We start from the raw sequence: 17687 nt of genomic DNA on the forward strand, positions 1-17687 counted from the left end.
AATGATTAAATGGATTTAACAAAAGTTTAATGTACGTTGGGATTTTTTTAAGGACAATTGTTCATTTATTTATGCCGTATTTACAACCACACTATTTAACCAACAATACCAAACCTATGAAACAACAATTACTCATATTCTGTCTTTTTATTTCGACACTACTGCTTGCGCAAGATAGCGAACGTAAAATTTTACGTGGCGCAGTAATTTACAGAAACGTCAATGTTGTTGGAGTAAATATTGTAAATAATACCACAAGTAAAGGAACTACCACGAATCAGAAAGGTGAATTTGAAATTCTTGTGAAGAAAGATGATATTTTAGTTTTTTCTTCTGTGCAATACACCATTAGGGAAATTGTAATTACGGATAAAATTATCAAGAATAATCGCTTGGTTGTTGAGGTTAATGAAAAAATTGAAGAATTAGATGAAGTTGTCATTAGTCCAGAAAATAAAGATAAGTTTTTAGATTTTCAAGAAGAACAAATCGAAAAGTATAAAGATTATCAATTTGCTTCTGACCGCTACTCACAAGTGAAAAATGAGGCATTAGGACAAACAAACTTTCAAGGAGCGAACGTTTTAGGACTTGTTGGAATGTTACTAAATTCTATTATTGGAAAAGGTAAAAAGAAAGAAAAAGAAAAGGCTATTTACGAGCGTACGAGTTTTAATGAAGTCCGTTATCGCTATAAAGATGAATTTTTCACAGATAATTTAAGTATCCCTAAAGATAAAATAAGTGCGTTTTTATATTATTGCGATGATCAAATGCCTTCAGAAGATATTTTTACGAATAAAAACGAATTTTTAATGATCGATTTTATGGTGAAGCAAAGCAAAAACTTTCTAGAATCTATCAAAAAGAAAGACTAATTAAACTTGAAACAAAAAGTAACAGATGTAATTTGGAATGCTTTTTGAATATCTTTGTCACAAGAAAATAAAAGAGACAAATCTCAATGAAAATTCAAAAAATACTATTGCTATTTCTTGCCATTCCGCTACTATCGTTTGTAACGGTACATAAATTCTACGTAAGTGTTACTAATATTGAGCACAGCAAAGCCGATAAAGCATTACAAATAACAACCAGAATATTTATCGATGATTTTCAAAAATTATTAGAAGAGCGTTACGATTTGAAGGAAGAGTTGACCACTGAAAAGGCAACAGAAGAAGTGGAAAAAATGATGAAAAAGTACCTCACGAAGAAGTTGAAAATTTGGGTAAATGGTGAATTGAAAACATTCCACTTTATCGGAAAAAAATACGAAGATGATGTTGCGGTTTGTTATTTAGAAATTACAGGTGTTGAAAGCGTAACTTCTCTCGAAGTTGAAAACGCTATTTTATATGAAATAGAAGAAGATCAGCAGAACTTAGTGCACGTAAAAATCAACAATCAGCGGAAAAGCTTATTATTAGTAAAAGAAAATGATAAAGGTTTGTTAAATTTTTAACAAAAAACACTTAAAATAGTTACTTTTCGGGGTTAAAAATACAAACCTATTTTATAAGCCTAATGAAACGTATACACTTCTACATTCTCGCCCTACTTTTTATGGGATCAAACTTTGCCTTAGCTCAAGATAGTCAAGATGACAAAAAAGAGCCAGGACATACCAACAACAACAAGTTCAAACAACTCTATCAAGAGTTCTCTACACCAAACATGTACAGAACTGCTTCGGGAGCGCCAGGAAAAGCTTACTATCAGCAACAAGCTGATTATGAAATGGATATAGAGCTTGATGATAAGAACAAAAAATTATATGGTGTTGAGACTATTACATATACAAACAACTCTCCTGACAATTTAGAATACCTTTGGGTACAATTAGATCAAAATGTCCGCGCTAAAAATTCGCCAGCAAGACTTAAAAACGGTTCGAGTATTCCGCGTTTACAAAGAACTTCAACATTTGTAAGTAGTTATGTGGGCGATACTTTTGATGGAGGTTTCAATATTGATTATGTAAAAGATTCAAAAGGGAAACCAATGAAATACACCATCAATCAAACGATGATGCGTATTGATTTGCCAAAAGGATTAAATTCGGGCGATAAAATTTCGTTTTCTATCAAATGGTGGTATAATATCAATAACCACGTAACGAACAGAGGTCGTTCTGGATATGAATTTTTTGAAAAAGATGGAAATTATGCATATGTAATTGCTCAATTTTTCCCAAGAATGGCAGTCTACAATGATGTAGAAGGATGGCAAAATTATCAATTCTGGGGAAATGGTGAATTTGCATTACCATTCGGAGATTATAAAGTAAATATTACAGTTCCTGCAGATCACGTGCTGGATGCAACAGGAAAATTACAGAATAGAAAAAGTGTATTTACAAAAGAAATGATGAATCGTTTTGAGCGTGCACAAGAATCGTACGACAAGCCAGTCATCATTGTAACACAAGAAGAAGCGGAAGCAGCTGAAAAAGGTTTTTCTACAAAAAAGAAAACATGGAAATTCCATGCGGAAAACGTAAGAGACTTTGGATTTGCAACTTCGCGTAAATTTATTTGGGACATGCAAGCCGTTGATATCAATGGTAAAAAAGTAATGGCAGTCTCAATGTATCCAAAAGAAGGAAATCCACTTTGGGAAGAATACTCTACGAAAGCTGTAGCAAGTACACTTAAAACATTTTCAAATCATACATTTACATATCCATATCACAAAGCGATTTCTGTACACGCTAAAAATCAAGGAATGGAATATCCTATGATTTGCTGGAATTACGGACGTCCAAATGAAGACGGAAGTTACTCTGAACGTGTAAAGTTTGGAATGATCAGTGTCATTATTCACGAAGTAGGACATAACTTTTTCCCAATGATTGTAAACTCTGATGAGCGTCAATGGGGATGGATGGATGAAGGTTTAGATACATTCATGCAATATTTAGCAGAGCAAGAATTTGCAAAGGAGCATCCAGAATCTGTAAAATATTCAGGAGGAAAATATCCTTCTCGTAGAGGTGAGCCCTCTAAAATTGTACCTTACATGAAAGGAAGTCAAGATAGATTATCACCAATCATGTCAAATCCGGAAAACGTACATCAATTAGGACCTAACGCTTATGGAAAGCCAGCAACAGGATTAAATATCTTGCGTGAAACTATTATGGGACCAGAAGCATTTGATCATGCATTTAAAACGTATGCTCAACGTTGGATGTTTAAACACCCAAGTCCAGAAGATTTCTTTAGAACAATGGAAGATGCTTCAGGAATCGATTTAGATTGGTTCTGGAGAGGTTGGTTCTATACAACTGACTATGTTGATATCGCAATTGAAGAAGTGAAAAAATTCCAAGTTGGAACGCGTACAACGAATAGAGGTAGTTACGTTTACTTTATCCCTGAAGGTGACGAGCGTTACAAAAAAGAAAACGAAGGGAAAGCAGTATTAGATACTGAAGGAAATGAGCCATTAAAAGAATATTTAATGGATAACTTCACGAAGGAAGAAAGAGCTACAATGGACAATCCTAAGTACTTCTATGAAGTATTATTCAGCAAGCCAGGCGGATTGGTTATGCCAATTATTGTTGAGTGTACGTATGAAGATGGTACTACGGAACTAATAAAATATCCTGTTCAAATTTGGAGAAAAAATGATAACAATGCTAAAATTGTAATTGCTTCAAGCAAGCAAATCAAAAATCTTCAATTAGATCCTAAACTTGAAACTGCAGATATTGATACATCAAACAATACGTGGCCAAGTAAAGAAGGGAAAACTGACTTCAATGAATTCAAAAAGGATAAGATGAAGCAATAGTAAGAGTCTTATTTTAAAAATAAACACATAAAAAACCAGCTTAATTGCTGGTTTTTTTATTACATACTATTTACTTGTTTATATTTGTAGAATAATTGAACGAAGTATGGCATTATTTATTAGTGGAGGAGAGATAGTTGTAATCATGCTCATTGTAGTAATGGTATTTGGTGCGGACAAAATTCCTGAGATCGCGAGAGGCTTAGGAAAAGGAATGCGACAGCTAAAAGATGCAACGAACGAAATAAAGCACGAAATCCAAAAAAGTGCAGAAGACAATGGTATTGACACTGATATTGCGGGTGATGTTCAAAAAGAAATTAATAAAGTAAAAGAGGATATCGAAGACATGTCAGGTCCTATCAAAAGGCAACTTTAATGCTGGATGAATTAATTACATATGATCAAGAATTATTAATCTACATAAACAATCTCGGCGAAATTCACTTTCATAGTTTTTGGGTTTTCGTGACGAACTTTATCTATTGGGTTCCATTATTACTTTTTGTTTTCTATAAAATTTATAAAAAATTTCCAAAACATCAAGCAAAATACATTATTGGTTACGGACTTTTCATCCTATTTTTCTCCTTATTACTAGTTGAACTTGTAAAAATTGGAATTGAACGTATTCGTCCTTGCAATGATCCTTTGGTTGCGCCATTTATCAATATTATCATAAAGCCAGAAAATTATAGTTTCTTCTCAGGACATGCCACCGTTTCTTTTGCGCTAACTACGTATTTATTTTTAATCCTTAGAAAAGTATTCTCTTGGATATATTTGTTGTTTGCATGGCCTTTATTTTTCATATACAGTCGCTTGTATTTTGGGGTGCATTATCCTTCAGATATTTTAATTGGAATGCTTGTCGGAATTGTAATTGGAGTTGCATTTTATCGAATTTATAATGCGCGCATAGTAAAATTACGAATTTATTAATATATTCGTTAAAATTTTAACCAATCAACAATAAAGCATGAAAAATCTTAACCTAGGATTAGCCATCGTTATGACGGCTCTAGGCGTAGTTTCTTGTTCTAAAGATGCACCAATCATCGATAACTTAGAAGAAGAAAACAATGTTGTTTTAGTACAACGTACGCCACTTTCACCAACACAAATCAATGCAAAAATCAATGAAACCATTGCAAGTCGTGAAAAATTTGAATGGACAAACACGGACGCGCACATGATATGGAGTGCAACAGTTCATGGAGATCAAATCCTTACCATTGGGTATGGAGCTAATGATACTGATTTTACCAAAGAAAACTCTAATGCTAACGCAATTAAAGACCTGTTAATTGCGCGGATTGCAGCTGTTGAAGCTGGAGGACAAAAGAAAACAAGCGATTTCCTAATTGATGAAGATGACAAACTCAACATCATTGATGTCAAAATAGAAGACTTAGCAACTGTTGAAGATTTATTATCTCAAAAAGGAATTCGTTACATTGAACCAGCTGGGTATAGATATCTTGACCATGAAGTAACAGCTAAATCTGGAGCAGGATGCGGATATGATTCTGAAACGTTAAACTCTGCCGATTATACAACTGTTGCGCCAGGTGCAAAAGTGCCTTGGACGTTTTATGAGCACGGTATTCCATCTGCATGGAACTACAGTACAGGTGCTGGCGTTGGAATTGGAGTGATTGATACTGGATTAACACCAAACAATTCATTAATGAACGGGAACTTCAATGATGGATATTCATCTGGACGATACGTTCAAAAATATGGTACTTATGTAGATTCGTGGTGGCCTTGGTCATCAAGAACAGATGGAGTAAATGACAAATGTGGACATGGAACAAGCATGACTTCAGTAGCAACTGCACCAAGAAATAACAATGGAATGCCAGTTGGTGTTGCTTATAATGCAAATTTAATTAGCTATCGTGGAACCAAAAATGTACTTTTAGATGGTTATCATGAGCAAAAAGGTGTTGCAAATGCACTAAAAGCACTTGGAAACAGAAGCGACGTAAAAATAATTTCGATGTCTATTGGACACATCTTTTCAGTAGGTAGAATAGAGGATGCCGTGCGATATGCAAATAATAGAGGAAAATTAATCTTCGCAGCGGGCGGTACTTCCACAACTTTTACTAACTTTGTTGGAGTTATATTTCCAGCATCAATGGATGAGACAGTTGCTGTAACAGGAGTAACGGACGCTAACTACTATAAAGAGTGTGATATATGTCACAAAGGAAGTAAAATTGATTTTACCGTAGTGATGCAGCGTGATGGTAACGGAAGTAGAACAACACCAGTATTAAGTTACTACAACGGACAAACAGATTATGTTGGAGGTTCGTCAGTAGCAACAGCAACAACAGCAGGAATTGCGGCTTTAGTATGGTCGAGACATCCTAGTTGGACAAAAACACAAGTATTAAACAGATTGAAACAATCTGCAGATTTCTATCCAAACAAAAATTCCCAATATGGATATGGAAATATAAACGCATTGCAAGCCGTTCAATAAGAACAGTTGGCATATTTAGTTTAGTAAATAGGGAGAAACTCTTGTCGTATGGCAAGAGTTTTTTTAATTTAAAGCTTTCCTAAAAAGCTTTAAATTAATCTCGTCGCAGGACGAGATCACATCGAACTAGCAAAAAAGCTTAGAATTAATCTCGTCGAAGGACGAGATCTCAACATTTTCTTTTGAATATTTTTATAAGCTTTACAAAATCAATTCCTTAATCTTATTGGCATAACTGCGACTAACCTTGAGTTTTTGATTGTTTTTGAGAATCAAAATATAACTCTTTCCATATTTTGAAACTTCTTTTATAGACAGAAGATTTACAATGACACTTCGGTGGATCCGAAGAAATTGTTCAGGATTTAGTTTTTCTTCTAACTGTGAAATTCCTCTATTACTTAAATAACCTTCTTTAGCATCATAAATTTTAGAATAACTTCCGTAGGCTTCAATATAATTAATATCTGCGGTGGCTAAGGTGACGTATTTAGTGCCTTTTTCCACAATAATCCGATCAGGAAATGTGGGTTTAGAAAGAATGTGCTCATTAGCCAACGGAACAATATGGCTTGGCGAATTGTCTTTAAGTTTACTAATGGCTTTGTCAAAACGTTCTTTGGTATAGGGTTTCAATAAATAATCAACGGCGTGCACTTCAAACGCTTTGAGCGCATATTTATCATACGCAGTACTAAAAATAATAGTGGGTATTTCATCTAAATGTTCTAACACATCAAAGCCCGTAAGTCCTGGCATTTGAATATCCATAAACACCAAATCAGGTTTAAATTCATTGATAATTTTTATAGCATCCACACCATTATTAGCTTCGCCTACTAAGATCAATTCCTTGTGATACTCCAAATATTCTTTGATGAGCGTTCTACCAGATTTCTCATCATCTACAATGACTACTTTCTTCATAATTCAAAATATACTTTAAGACCCGAAGGTACGTTGTCAGAAAACTCTAAAGTAGAGTTGTACATCTTCTGCAATCGCTTTTGTGTATTGCTCAAACCAACGCCAAGGTTGAAAATATTCTCTTTATTTTTGATGCCAACACCAGTATCACTGATTTCAAAAATTAACTTATCTTCCTTTTCGCTGATGATGATATCAATTTTTCCACCTTCAACTAATGGAGAGATTCCGTGCTTCACAGAGTTTTCAACCAATGGCTGTAAAATCATGGGTGGAATCTTTTTTGAAAGTAAATCATCTGGGACATTGATATTTATTTTAAGTCTGTCTTCAAATCTTCGTTGTTCAAGTTTTAGGTATTTTTTTACAAAATCGAGTTCTTCTTCGAGTGTGACAAAATCTTCACGACTCGCTTTCAGTTGATATCTGAAAAGATCAGAAAGTTCAGCAATCATTTCACGTGTTGTTTCCATCTCTTTCGGAACACTGGCATTAATCGTATTAAACACATTATACAAAAAGTGTGGATTCAATTGTGCTTTGATGGCGCTGAGTTCACTTTTGAGTGCAACATTTTTTAGTTCAATCTCGTACTGCATTTTACGTTGATTAATGACGTAATATTCATACGCATGTAACAATGAAAATTGTATCAAATAGATAAGTGTCGGAATGTAAATATCCCAAACTTGTCCAGGGCCGCTCATGTGCCAATAGCCTAAAGATTCACAAATAAGATAGAATATTTTCCATGAGAAAAGTACAAAAAATGGCAAGCCAAGAAAATGTAAAAGCAGTCGTTGCCATAATTTCCACTGTCTGAAAATTCTAAAAATAAAGATCCAAACGACAGAAGTTGCAAAAAGCATAATGATATATTGCAATCCTTCATTATTAAACCAACTTTCTAAATTCAGTAAATCTGAATACACTCTAAACTCCTCAGTTCTATTAAACCAAAGTGTGATGTGATATCCTATAGATAACACGAGATATGTTCCCAAAAGAGCCGCAATATCAAAAATTTTAATACCAAAAATACGTTTATTCATAAGTTAGTTTTTACTGGTAGCCCACCACATTTTCTTAGTAAATGGGTTATAGCTTATTTTTAAGAAACCATACGGGATTTTTATTGCATACGCACCTTTTATGTTGAGCGAATGTCCATCTTGCCATGCTTCCGCTTTGCCATCTTTAAAATAAAAAATGATTCCATTTGAAAATTCAAGACGCATGTCGTGACCTGTTTCTTCATCATAGCTAAAATACTTTACTTTCAGTAAATATACTGTATGATTCTTCTTTTTATCTAGTTTAGTATCAACAACATAATCTCTATCTGTAGGACGACTAAAGTGATCTTTTGGTGGAGTTTCCCCGTTGTTTTTAGCAACTTTTTTATACGTTCTGTTTGTCTTTCCTAAGACTAATTTCCCACTATTAAGCTCATATACATCTGGTTTCTTATTCCATGATACAAATACAAATAAAGTAATTGGAGTTTCGATTTTATATACTTTTAATCGCTCCAAATCAGTTGGATTTAAAATAGTTTTGCCTTCTGAATCTTGCACTAAAAAACCAGTTTCCGGTGGATAACTAATGGTTTCTTGATCGCTTAATACGACCTTTAAATAACTATATTCATTAGTTTCAGCGTTGCATGTGTCTAAAATAAAAAATAGTGAAATGATTGAGATCCATATAGTATTCATGATGATTTGTTTTATCGTTTCTTCCAAAACTACAATCATTGTTTGGTGTTTGAAACAAACTTCTGACGAGTCGCCCTATACATGCACGAATGGTCCAAAGGCGGTTCATGACTTCTAGAGGACAGTTCGTCAGTTTTCTATTTGGTTAATGAATGTTGATGTCCATATTTGCTCAAAATTTAATCATTATGAATACAAAATACACGTTGATAATTTTCATTCTCTTGCTGTCTTTTACGAAATCTGTGTACGGTCAAACACAAGAAACATTAGTAATAAAAGGTAGTGTAATTTCAGAAACGAACGAACCTTTGCCTTTTGTCAATGTATTATTAAATACTTCGGAAGGAATACTCATCAAAGCAACGATTACCGATAGTGAGGGAAACTTCGTGATCAAAGATTTAAAACTTGCAAAATATCTTTTAGAAGTATCTTTCGTTGGATATGAAACGATACAAACCGAGGTAAATATTGCAAAGTCAACAACTGTAGTAGCTCCAATTCAAATGAAGGTTTCTACAGAATCTTTAGATCAAGTTACGATTGTAGCCGAAAAACCAATCATTCAGGTTGAACCTGATAAAACAATTTTTAATGTTGCGGGTACAGTTGGAAGCGCAGGTAATAACGGACTTGAAATCTTGCGAAAAGCACCTGGCGTACGATTAGATAATAATAACAACGTAATCGTGGAAGGAAAAGCGGGCGTACTAATCTACATCGATGATCGTCAAAGTTTTTTGCAAGGCGATGACTTGACAGCTTTTTTGCAATCGTTACAGGCAGATACGATTGAAAGTATTGAAATCATTACGCAACCATCGTCTAAATATGATGCTGCTGGAGCTGCAGGAATCATCAACATAAAACTAAAAAGAGAAAAAGGATTGGGAACACGCGGAAGTATTTCCAGCACAGTAACTGTTGGTGATTTTGCGCGGACAAACAATTCCGTATCTGTCAATACGCGACTCAAAAAGTGGACTATCTTTGGTTCGTATTCCAATTACATAGGTCGTTCCACAGGATTTATAAATTTATACAGAACACAAGGAACTAAAATTTTTGATGCGCAAAACGATTCAGAATATGATGGTTTTTCAAATAACTTTAGAACTGGCGCAGATTATTACGTTTCTAAACAAAGTACCTTAGGAACTGTGATATCGGTAAACTTACGAGATTCTGAATCGCGTTCAAACAGTAGAACACCCATCATAGATAGATTTACAGGAGTTACAGACAGTATTTTGCGTTCGCCGAGTAGTTCAGAGAATAACAGTATCAATCTTAGCGCAAATCTCAATTATCGCTACAAAGATACGTTAGGTAAAAGTTTTAGTGTCGATTTAGATTACAGACGTTACAGTCGTGAGCGCTTCAACAATCAGCCTAACTTTTATGTAACTCCAACGGGCGAAGTGCTCAATGCGATCATTACGAATCAGGAAACGCCGATTGACATTGATATTTATGCTGCCAAAGTAGATTATGGTCAAAAACTAGGGAAAGGTACGTTTGAAACTGGTTTCAAGGTTTCTCAGGTGGTGACCGATAATACATTTAATTTCTTTGATGTAATTGGAGGAAATAGCAATCTCAATTTAGATCGCAGTAATCAATTTAACTATGATGAAAAAATTTACGCGGTCTATTCAAAATATAATTTCGGATTCAACAATTGGAAATTTCAAGGCGGATTGCGTGTGGAAATAACAGATTCTCAAGGAAACTTAACCGCCGAAAACATAAATCAAAATCAAACAGTTTCCAGAAAATATACAGATTTTTTTCCTTCGGCTGGAATTACGTATCAAGCTGGCGCAAACAATTCTTTAGCACTTAGTTACAGTCGACGTATTCAACGACCTGATTATCAAGTTTTAAATCCTTTTGAATATCAATTGGATGAATTAAGTTTTAGTCGTGGAAATCCTTTTTTACAACCACAATATACCGATAACTTTAAACTTTCGCACACCTATAAATACACCTTAACAACAAGCATAAGTTATTCGTATGTATCTGATTTTTTTGCACAAGTAACCGAAGCTGTTGGAGAAAATAGAAACTTTTTGAGCACGCGTAATGTAGCAGATCAAGAAGTATATAATTTGAGCATTTCGTACCCTTTCAAAGTAAACAATTGGTGGCGCGCATACGCAAATGTATATGGATCATATAACAAATACACTGCGACAAATCCAACTTTTATTTCAACAGAACAAGAAACATTTGGGTTCTATGCTCAGAACACATTTTCCTTACCAAAAGACATAAAATTGGAAGTAAGCGGTTGGTATAGCAGTCCATCAATTTGGGGCGGAACGTACGAAACAAAAAGTTTGGGTTCACTCAATCTTGCAGTTCAAAAATCGTGGAAAAACTGGACAGGAAAAATCACAGTGAATGATGTGTTGTATACAATTCCATGGCAAGGTGTCACACAATTTGGCGATTTAATGATAGATGGTCGCGGTGGTAATGACAGTCGCAATATAAATTTTTACATTCGATATTCATTTGGGAATAGTGAAGTAAAAGAAGCTAGAAACCGCGATGGAAGTTTAGAAGATGAAAAAAACCGAATTGGTGGTTAGGAGTCTATTTAATAGTTCAAACCGTCATTTCGAGTGAAATTTCAAAGAAATTTAGTGTCGAGAAATTTTTGAAAGAACATGTTTCTCGATACAATTTTTCTTCATTGTATTGCGAAAAACCACTCGAAATGACCATAGTGGATACCTAAAAAAGTAATTTCACTCATAAACTCATAAACTCATAAACCTACTTCACCCGACTAATCGTCAAACCATCTCTAATAGGTAAAACGACCGTTTCTATGCGAGGATCTTCTTTTAAAAGTGTATTGTACTCTATAAGCGCTTCGGTGGAAATGTCGTTCTTCTGTAAAGGCTCCAATACTTTTCCGCTCCAGAGTACATTATCAGATAAAATAATTCCGTTTGGACGCATCTTGTCAATAATGGCATGAAAATATGCGGGATAATTGGGTTTATCAGCATCAATAAAAACCAAATCGAATGTCGTTTCTAGTGTTGGAATAATAGCTAATGCATCGCCTGTATATTGGTGAATTTGCTTTCCGTACTCAGAAGCATCAAAATACTTGCGTTGAAAATCGTGGAGTTCCTCGTTAATATCTATCGTATGCAATTCGCCCTCTTTTTGCATTCCTTCTGCCAAGCACAATGCGGAATATCCTGTGTAGGTGCCAATTTCTAAAATGGTTTTTGGACGAATCAATTTAGACAACATACTCAATAACCTTCCTTGATAATGTCCGCTAAGCATGCGCGGCTGTAAAATTTTCTGATACGTTTCGCGTGTCAACGCTTTTAACAAATCGGGTTCATTCTCTGAATGTGCTACAACGTAAGCATCTAAAGCTTCTGGAATAAAATGCATAACTCGTGAATTTGTGCAAAAGTATCAATTAAATAGAAACTAAAATTTGAAAATGACCTAAAACTATGCTCAAACTATCGATAAAGTGCATGTTTGTGCATAAATATTGACGCTTGCCAGTTTATTTTTGCCCACGTAAAAAAAGGGTTATATTTTTGACTTACAAGATTCACAAGAAAATTAAACCATTACTATGAGAAAAGCATATTGGCTAATTGTATTTACTTTTTTGATCTCCCTAAACTGTATAGCACAAACTCAAGAAAAAGAATACTGGAATGCACTATTGCAAAACGATCGCAAAAAAGCACTCAAAGAATTTAAAAAAGCAACTTCCAACAACGACATTGAAGCACACATTACACAACAAATTTTAAATGTTGAAAACGGAAGGTTATCCGGAGATGACACGTTCATTAGCAAAGTAATCAATGATAAAGACTTTGAAATGTACTTGTATGGATTATGGAATGAAACGTATTTTTTCAATCTATACATTGATACGGGATTCAATCCGACAATTGTGAAGAATGTAAAAGATGTCAGTGAAATGGAATTCAAAAATCAAACGTTGAAAGACGCTATGAATTACATGAATGCCATTATTAGCAGACATGAAAATAATTGGGATGATTACCATGAAAACATTGCAAAAATGGATTTCATCAACGCTTGGCAATATTGTGGTGTTTTTGAAAACCTAAACGAAAGTGGACTCGATGAGGTATATGGACCAGAAATGAACGCTTCTTCAAAAGAAGATTTCAACGCAAATAGCAATGGTTTTGTAAATTGGTATACACCAAAATTTCAAGGCGGAGACGGATATAATTTTTATACAAACCATGATGAATATGGAAATGGTGTAAATTATGCACAAACATTTGTCACCTCAAATGAAGCTAAAAAAGTAGTATTGCGTGTAGGAAATTCGTCAGCTTTTAAAGTTTGGTTGAATGATGAAATACTATACACAAACACCGAAGATGTTACAACCGATTTAGATGCGTATGCAGTTGCGTTTACCTTGCCAAAAGGAACAAGTAGATTGTTAATTAAAAATGCAGAAGGCAACTCCATAAGCTATTTTATTGCCAGACTTACAGACGAAAACGGAACGCCTATTAAAGATGTAACGTATAGTAGTAAAGTGCAGGAATATACAAAAGGAACAAAAGCAAATCCTGTAAAAGTTGAAAGTGCTGTAGAACGTTTCTTTAAAGCGAAAAGAGCTGCAAATCCAAATAACTTTTTCTATGATTACTGTTTGATCAGAATGTATTTAAGAAACTCCAATTACAAAGAAGCTAGAAAAGTAATTGCGCCACTTTTAAAAGCATATCCAAAGAGTTCGTTGCTTAGAAAAATAAACATTGGGATTCTATCTTTAGAAAAAGATTACACGACCATCAAAGAAATCAACAAAAACTTAGAATTAGACGATCCAGATTATTACTTATCGCTTACTTATAAGTTTCGAGATACCGATGAATTGTTTCGTATGGACATTAATGAAATGGAGAAATTCATAAAACGTTTTTCAGAAGCAACAGATGTAAAAGTATTCAAAATATCTTCGGAAGTGTTATGGCAAATACGAAACTCTGACCAAAGAGGCTTAGAGCAAAGCATGAAAAAATTAGTCAAAGCGGCTGATGGTTATCCAAAACTATTAAGCACGTATGCGCCTTTATATGCTTCCATTTTGAAAGATGAAGAAAAAACAATTGACATCTTAGAAGATTTAACTAAAAAACACTTCAACTATCCAGCAATCAGTAGTTTGGCGTATTACTATGAAAAGCAAAACAAAAAAGATAAAGCCTTAAAACTCTACAAAGAAATTTATAAAAACTCAAAAGGTGACAACTTTTCCATCAAAGACATCATTGAAAAATTGCACAAATACGATCGTCATGAAGAATCGTTGCCGTATATCAAAGAGTTAAAAGAAAACTTTCCATATTCGTTTGTAGCAGACAGATACGAAGGTGATGTATATATCAAACTAGGCGAAAAAGACAAAGCTGTTGCGGCATACAAAGCTTCTTTATTACATAATATGGAAAACTCGTCGTTGCGTAAAAAAATTCAAGACATTCAAAATCAAAAAGATTTCTTAGAAGAATTACACGAGCCAAAAATATATGATTACATCGCTAAAGAAAAAGGAAAACTCAAAGAAAGTAGATACGGATATACCATTTTACTAGATGACAAAGATGTGGTATTATTCAAAGAAGGTGGTGGAAAAACACGTTTCACTTCTATGTATGAAATCACGGCGGAAGAAGGTGTTGGCACATTTAAAGAATACAACTTAGGATTATCAGGAAGTTACAGTATCATCAAATCTGAAATTGTAAAAAAAGATGGTTCGGTTGCGCCAGCAGACAGTCAAGGTTCCAACTTAGTATTCAACGGATTGGAAATAGGCGATGTCATTCACTTAGATTACGAAATCAATTTTAGTGGAAATGGTAGATTCTACAAAGATTACACAGATTCTTTTCAGTTTGATTCTTTTGTACCTTGTTTAAAATCAAATTACAGCATCCTAATTCCTAAAGAACAAGAAATATCATTTAAAGTTGTTAATGGCGAACTAAAACACCGCAAAGAAGCAAAAGGAGATTACACATTATACACTTGGGAATTATTCACAGAAAAAGTACTTCCTGAGCAAGAATACTTCATGCCAAGAGAAGTTGATTTAGCACTTTTCTTGCACATTAGTACGATTGGTTCTTGGGATGATATAGCAAAATGGTATTCAGATTTAGTGCGAACGCAAATCGACGTAAACACTACGGTTGAAGAAGTATTCAAAGAATTATTTCCTGAAAAAGATATTACTAAAATTTCAGAAGAAGAGCGCGCTAAGCGAATCTATTACTACATCACAACAAACTTAAATTACAGTTACGTAAGTTTCAGACAAAGCGGATTCATTCCACAAAAACCATCAAAAACAATCAAAACAAAACTAGGTGATTGTAAAGATTTCTCAACCTTATTTGTAGCATTGGCTAAAAAAGCACAACTAGACACCAACTTGGTATTGGTCTTAACATCTGATTATGGACAAAACGCATTGGTATTGCCAAGTCAAGATTTCAATCACTGTATTGCAGAAGTAACACTAAATGGCGAATCGCAATTCTTAGAATTGACAGACAAAAACCTTCCGTTCAAGGCTTTGCCAATAAGCTTACAAGGCGCAACCGCATTAAAAATTCCGTATGATGCAAGTACAAATGAAAAGTACGATTTAATGAAATTGAAAAATGTAAAAAGAACGCCAAGTATTTTTAGAAACACGGTAAAAGTTACAATTGAAGCTGACAAACAAACCTTAGAATCGGTGACTTCTCTAGAAGGTGAAGTGGTTTCTTTCTACTCTGGAGTATTGACAAATCGTAGTTATGATTTAATGAAAAACGATTTGCAAGACGACTTAAAAGGTAGAATTGGCGGAAACATTACCATAGATACCATTACAGATATCACGGCTATAAAAGAAAGTGAAGTATTCAAATTTAGAACGGTTGCTACGCTTGAAGAAAAAGCAAAGAAAATTGGTTCTATCAGTGTCGTTCAAATACCAAACATTTCAAATGCATACAACAATAGTATCATTAATTTTGAAACCAGAAACTATCCAATTGAGTACATTCAATATGAAAATGTAGACCAATACATTACGGAATACCAATTGTACATTCCGGAAGGAAAAAAATTCATTGAATATCCTAAAAACATTGCGTTAACATACAAAGGACATTCTTATAAAATGTCGTACGAACTCAAAAATGACAATCGTTTAGATATAAAAGTAGAAGCAAATGTTGACAAAGGAAACCTAATCCTTCCAGAAGAATACGAAGCATTCAAAAAATATGTAGCACAAACCATTGAAGGGAAAGAAGGATTTATTGGCTACAAATAAAAACCACAATAGTTAGGAATAAAGATGATTCTGTTGTCTTTATTCCTAAATGTGTTTCTTAGAAAAAAAGGAATCCGTATTTTTGGTAAAAATAGCATTCAGTATGTTTCAAAATACATTGGCGTTCGCGAAAGCACAAGACGCAATAGATCCTCTAAAAAGCTACCGAACTAAATTTCACATTCCAAAAGATGCTGCTGGCAACGAATGGCTATATTTTTGCGGAAATTCACTCGGATTGCAGCCAAAAGTAACCCAAGAGTACATTCAGCAAGAACTGAACGATTGGGCAAACTTAGGCGTAGAAGGACATTTTGATGCAAAAAACCCGTGGATGCCATACCATGAATTCCTCACGGAAAACATGGCGAAAATACTAGGAGCAAAGCCAATTGAAGTCGTGATTATGAATACATTGACTACGAATCTGCATCTATTGATGGTTTCTTTCTATCAACCTACCAAAACAAAATACAAAATTGTCATTGAAAGCGACGCATTTCCATCTGATCGCTATGCGGTAGAATCGCAACTAAAATTTCATGGATTCGATCCAAAAGAAGGACTATTAGAATGGAAGCCAAGAGCTGGCGAACAATTACTTCGTATGGAAGACTTGGAAACCATGCTAGAGGAACAAGGCGACGAAATTGCATTGTTGATGATTGGTGGCGTAAACTATTACACAGGACAATACTTAGATATCAAAAAAATATGTGAACGCGGTCATGCAAAAGGTGCTATGGTCGGAATCGATTTGGCGCATGGTGCAGGAAACATTCAACCCGAATTACATGATTCAGGAGTTGACTTTGCCGTTTGGTGTACGTACAAATATCTAAACTCAGGTCCAGGAAGTTTAGGAGGATTATTTGTCCACGAACGTCATGCACACAACAAAGAACTGAACCGATTTACAGGTTGGTGGGGACACGATAAAAATACACGTTTCAATATGCGTTACGACTTTAATCCAATTCCAGGTGCAGAAAGTTGGCAGTTGAGCAATCCGCCAATCCTATCCATGGCAGCTATTAAAGCATCGTTGGATATGTTCAATGAAGTTGGAATGGACGCATTACGCGAAAAATCAGAGAAACTTACAGGATATTTTGAATACCTAATCAATGAAGTTGCTTCAGATCGAATCAAAATCATTACGCCTTCAAATCCAGCAGAACGCGGTTGCCAACTATCGATTCAAGTTAAAAATGCTGACAAATCATTACATCAAAAATTAATTGACAAACATATCATTTCCGATTGGCGCGAACCCGACGTAATTCGTTGTGCGCCAGTTCCATTATACAATACCTTTGAAGATGTATACCGTATGGTAGACGAACTAAAAAAATGTTTATAA

Annotated in this window: 13 protein-coding genes; 9 read left to right on the forward strand and 4 right to left on the reverse strand. The window is 34.5% G+C overall.

What is annotated here, in order from left to right; genetic code table 11:
- Window positions 1–116 precede the first annotated feature (116 nt).
- The 6 genes from H2O64_RS02345 (at window position 117) to H2O64_RS02370 (ending at window position 6298) form a co-directional block, all read left to right on the forward strand.
- Window positions 117–878 (forward strand): carboxypeptidase-like regulatory domain-containing protein, encoded by a 762-nt coding sequence (locus tag H2O64_RS02345; RefSeq protein WP_187560525.1) that lies wholly within the window; start codon window positions 117–119, stop codon window positions 876–878.
- An 86-nt stretch (window positions 879–964) separates the two neighbouring features.
- Window positions 965–1465: a DUF6702 family protein gene (locus H2O64_RS02350; protein WP_187560526.1), complete on the forward strand. Its 501-nt coding sequence runs from the start codon at window positions 965–967 to the stop codon at window positions 1463–1465.
- A 62-nt stretch (window positions 1466–1527) separates the two neighbouring features.
- Window positions 1528–3801, forward strand: coding sequence for a M1 family metallopeptidase (locus tag H2O64_RS02355; protein WP_187560527.1), 2274 nt, complete (start codon window positions 1528–1530; stop codon window positions 3799–3801).
- 106 nt (window positions 3802–3907) lie between these two features.
- The gene (gene tatA / locus H2O64_RS02360; protein WP_187560528.1) at window positions 3908–4180 is read left to right on the forward strand and encodes a twin-arginine translocase TatA/TatE family subunit; all 273 of its coding nucleotides are present in this window, start codon (window positions 3908–3910) and stop codon (window positions 4178–4180) included.
- Window positions 4180–4743: a phosphatase PAP2 family protein gene (locus tag H2O64_RS02365; protein WP_187560529.1), complete on the forward strand. Its 564-nt coding sequence runs from the start codon at window positions 4180–4182 to the stop codon at window positions 4741–4743. The genes tatA and H2O64_RS02365 overlap by 1 nt, the downstream gene beginning before the upstream one ends.
- A gap of 37 nt (window positions 4744–4780) precedes the next feature.
- A complete protein-coding gene (locus tag H2O64_RS02370) occupies window positions 4781–6298 on the forward strand; it encodes a S8 family peptidase (RefSeq protein ID WP_187560530.1) in 1518 nt (505 codons plus the stop codon).
- Between the two features lie 201 nt (window positions 6299–6499).
- Here the strand turns inward: H2O64_RS02370 and H2O64_RS02375 are convergent, their stop codons facing one another.
- The 3 genes from H2O64_RS02375 to H2O64_RS02385 are packed head-to-tail and all read right to left on the reverse strand — an operon-like array spanning window position 6500 to window position 8982.
- Window positions 6500–7225 carry a LytR/AlgR family response regulator transcription factor gene (locus tag H2O64_RS02375; RefSeq protein WP_187560531.1) on the reverse strand — a complete coding sequence of 242 codons (726 nt, stop codon included), beginning with the start codon at window positions 7223–7225 and terminating at the stop codon, window positions 6500–6502.
- Window positions 7222–8277, reverse strand: a complete 1056-nt coding sequence (locus H2O64_RS02380; protein WP_187560532.1) for a sensor histidine kinase — start codon at window positions 8275–8277, stop codon at window positions 7222–7224. Before H2O64_RS02380 ends, H2O64_RS02375 begins: the two co-directional genes overlap by 4 nt.
- A 3-nt stretch (window positions 8278–8280) precedes the next feature.
- Window positions 8281–8982 (reverse strand): hypothetical protein, encoded by a 702-nt coding sequence (locus H2O64_RS02385; RefSeq protein WP_187560533.1) that lies wholly within the window; start codon window positions 8980–8982, stop codon window positions 8281–8283.
- 149 nt (window positions 8983–9131) lie between these two features.
- Here H2O64_RS02385 and H2O64_RS02390 point away from each other — a divergent pair, with 149 nt between their 5' ends.
- Complete coding sequence (locus H2O64_RS02390) at window positions 9132–11546, forward strand: TonB-dependent receptor domain-containing protein (RefSeq protein WP_187560534.1); 2415 nt, start codon at window positions 9132–9134, stop codon at window positions 11544–11546.
- A gap of 187 nt (window positions 11547–11733) precedes the next feature.
- On the opposite strand, the gene H2O64_RS02395 is transcribed toward H2O64_RS02390, so the two are convergent.
- On the reverse strand, window positions 11734–12375 hold the full coding sequence (locus H2O64_RS02395; RefSeq protein WP_187560535.1) for an O-methyltransferase: 642 nt from the start codon (window positions 12373–12375) through the stop codon (window positions 11734–11736).
- A gap of 193 nt (window positions 12376–12568) precedes the next feature.
- On the opposite strand from H2O64_RS02395, the gene H2O64_RS02400 reads away from it, so the two are divergent.
- Window positions 12569–16324, forward strand: a complete 3756-nt coding sequence (locus H2O64_RS02400; RefSeq protein ID WP_187560536.1) for a transglutaminase domain-containing protein — start codon at window positions 12569–12571, stop codon at window positions 16322–16324.
- 103 nt (window positions 16325–16427) lie between these two features.
- The gene (gene kynU / locus H2O64_RS02405; RefSeq protein ID WP_187560537.1) at window positions 16428–17687 is read left to right on the forward strand and encodes a kynureninase; all 1260 of its coding nucleotides are present in this window, start codon (window positions 16428–16430) and stop codon (window positions 17685–17687) included.

The organism is Kordia aestuariivivens (assembly GCF_014397005.1).
Lineage (GTDB): Bacteria > Bacteroidota > Bacteroidia > Flavobacteriales > Flavobacteriaceae > Kordia > Kordia aestuariivivens.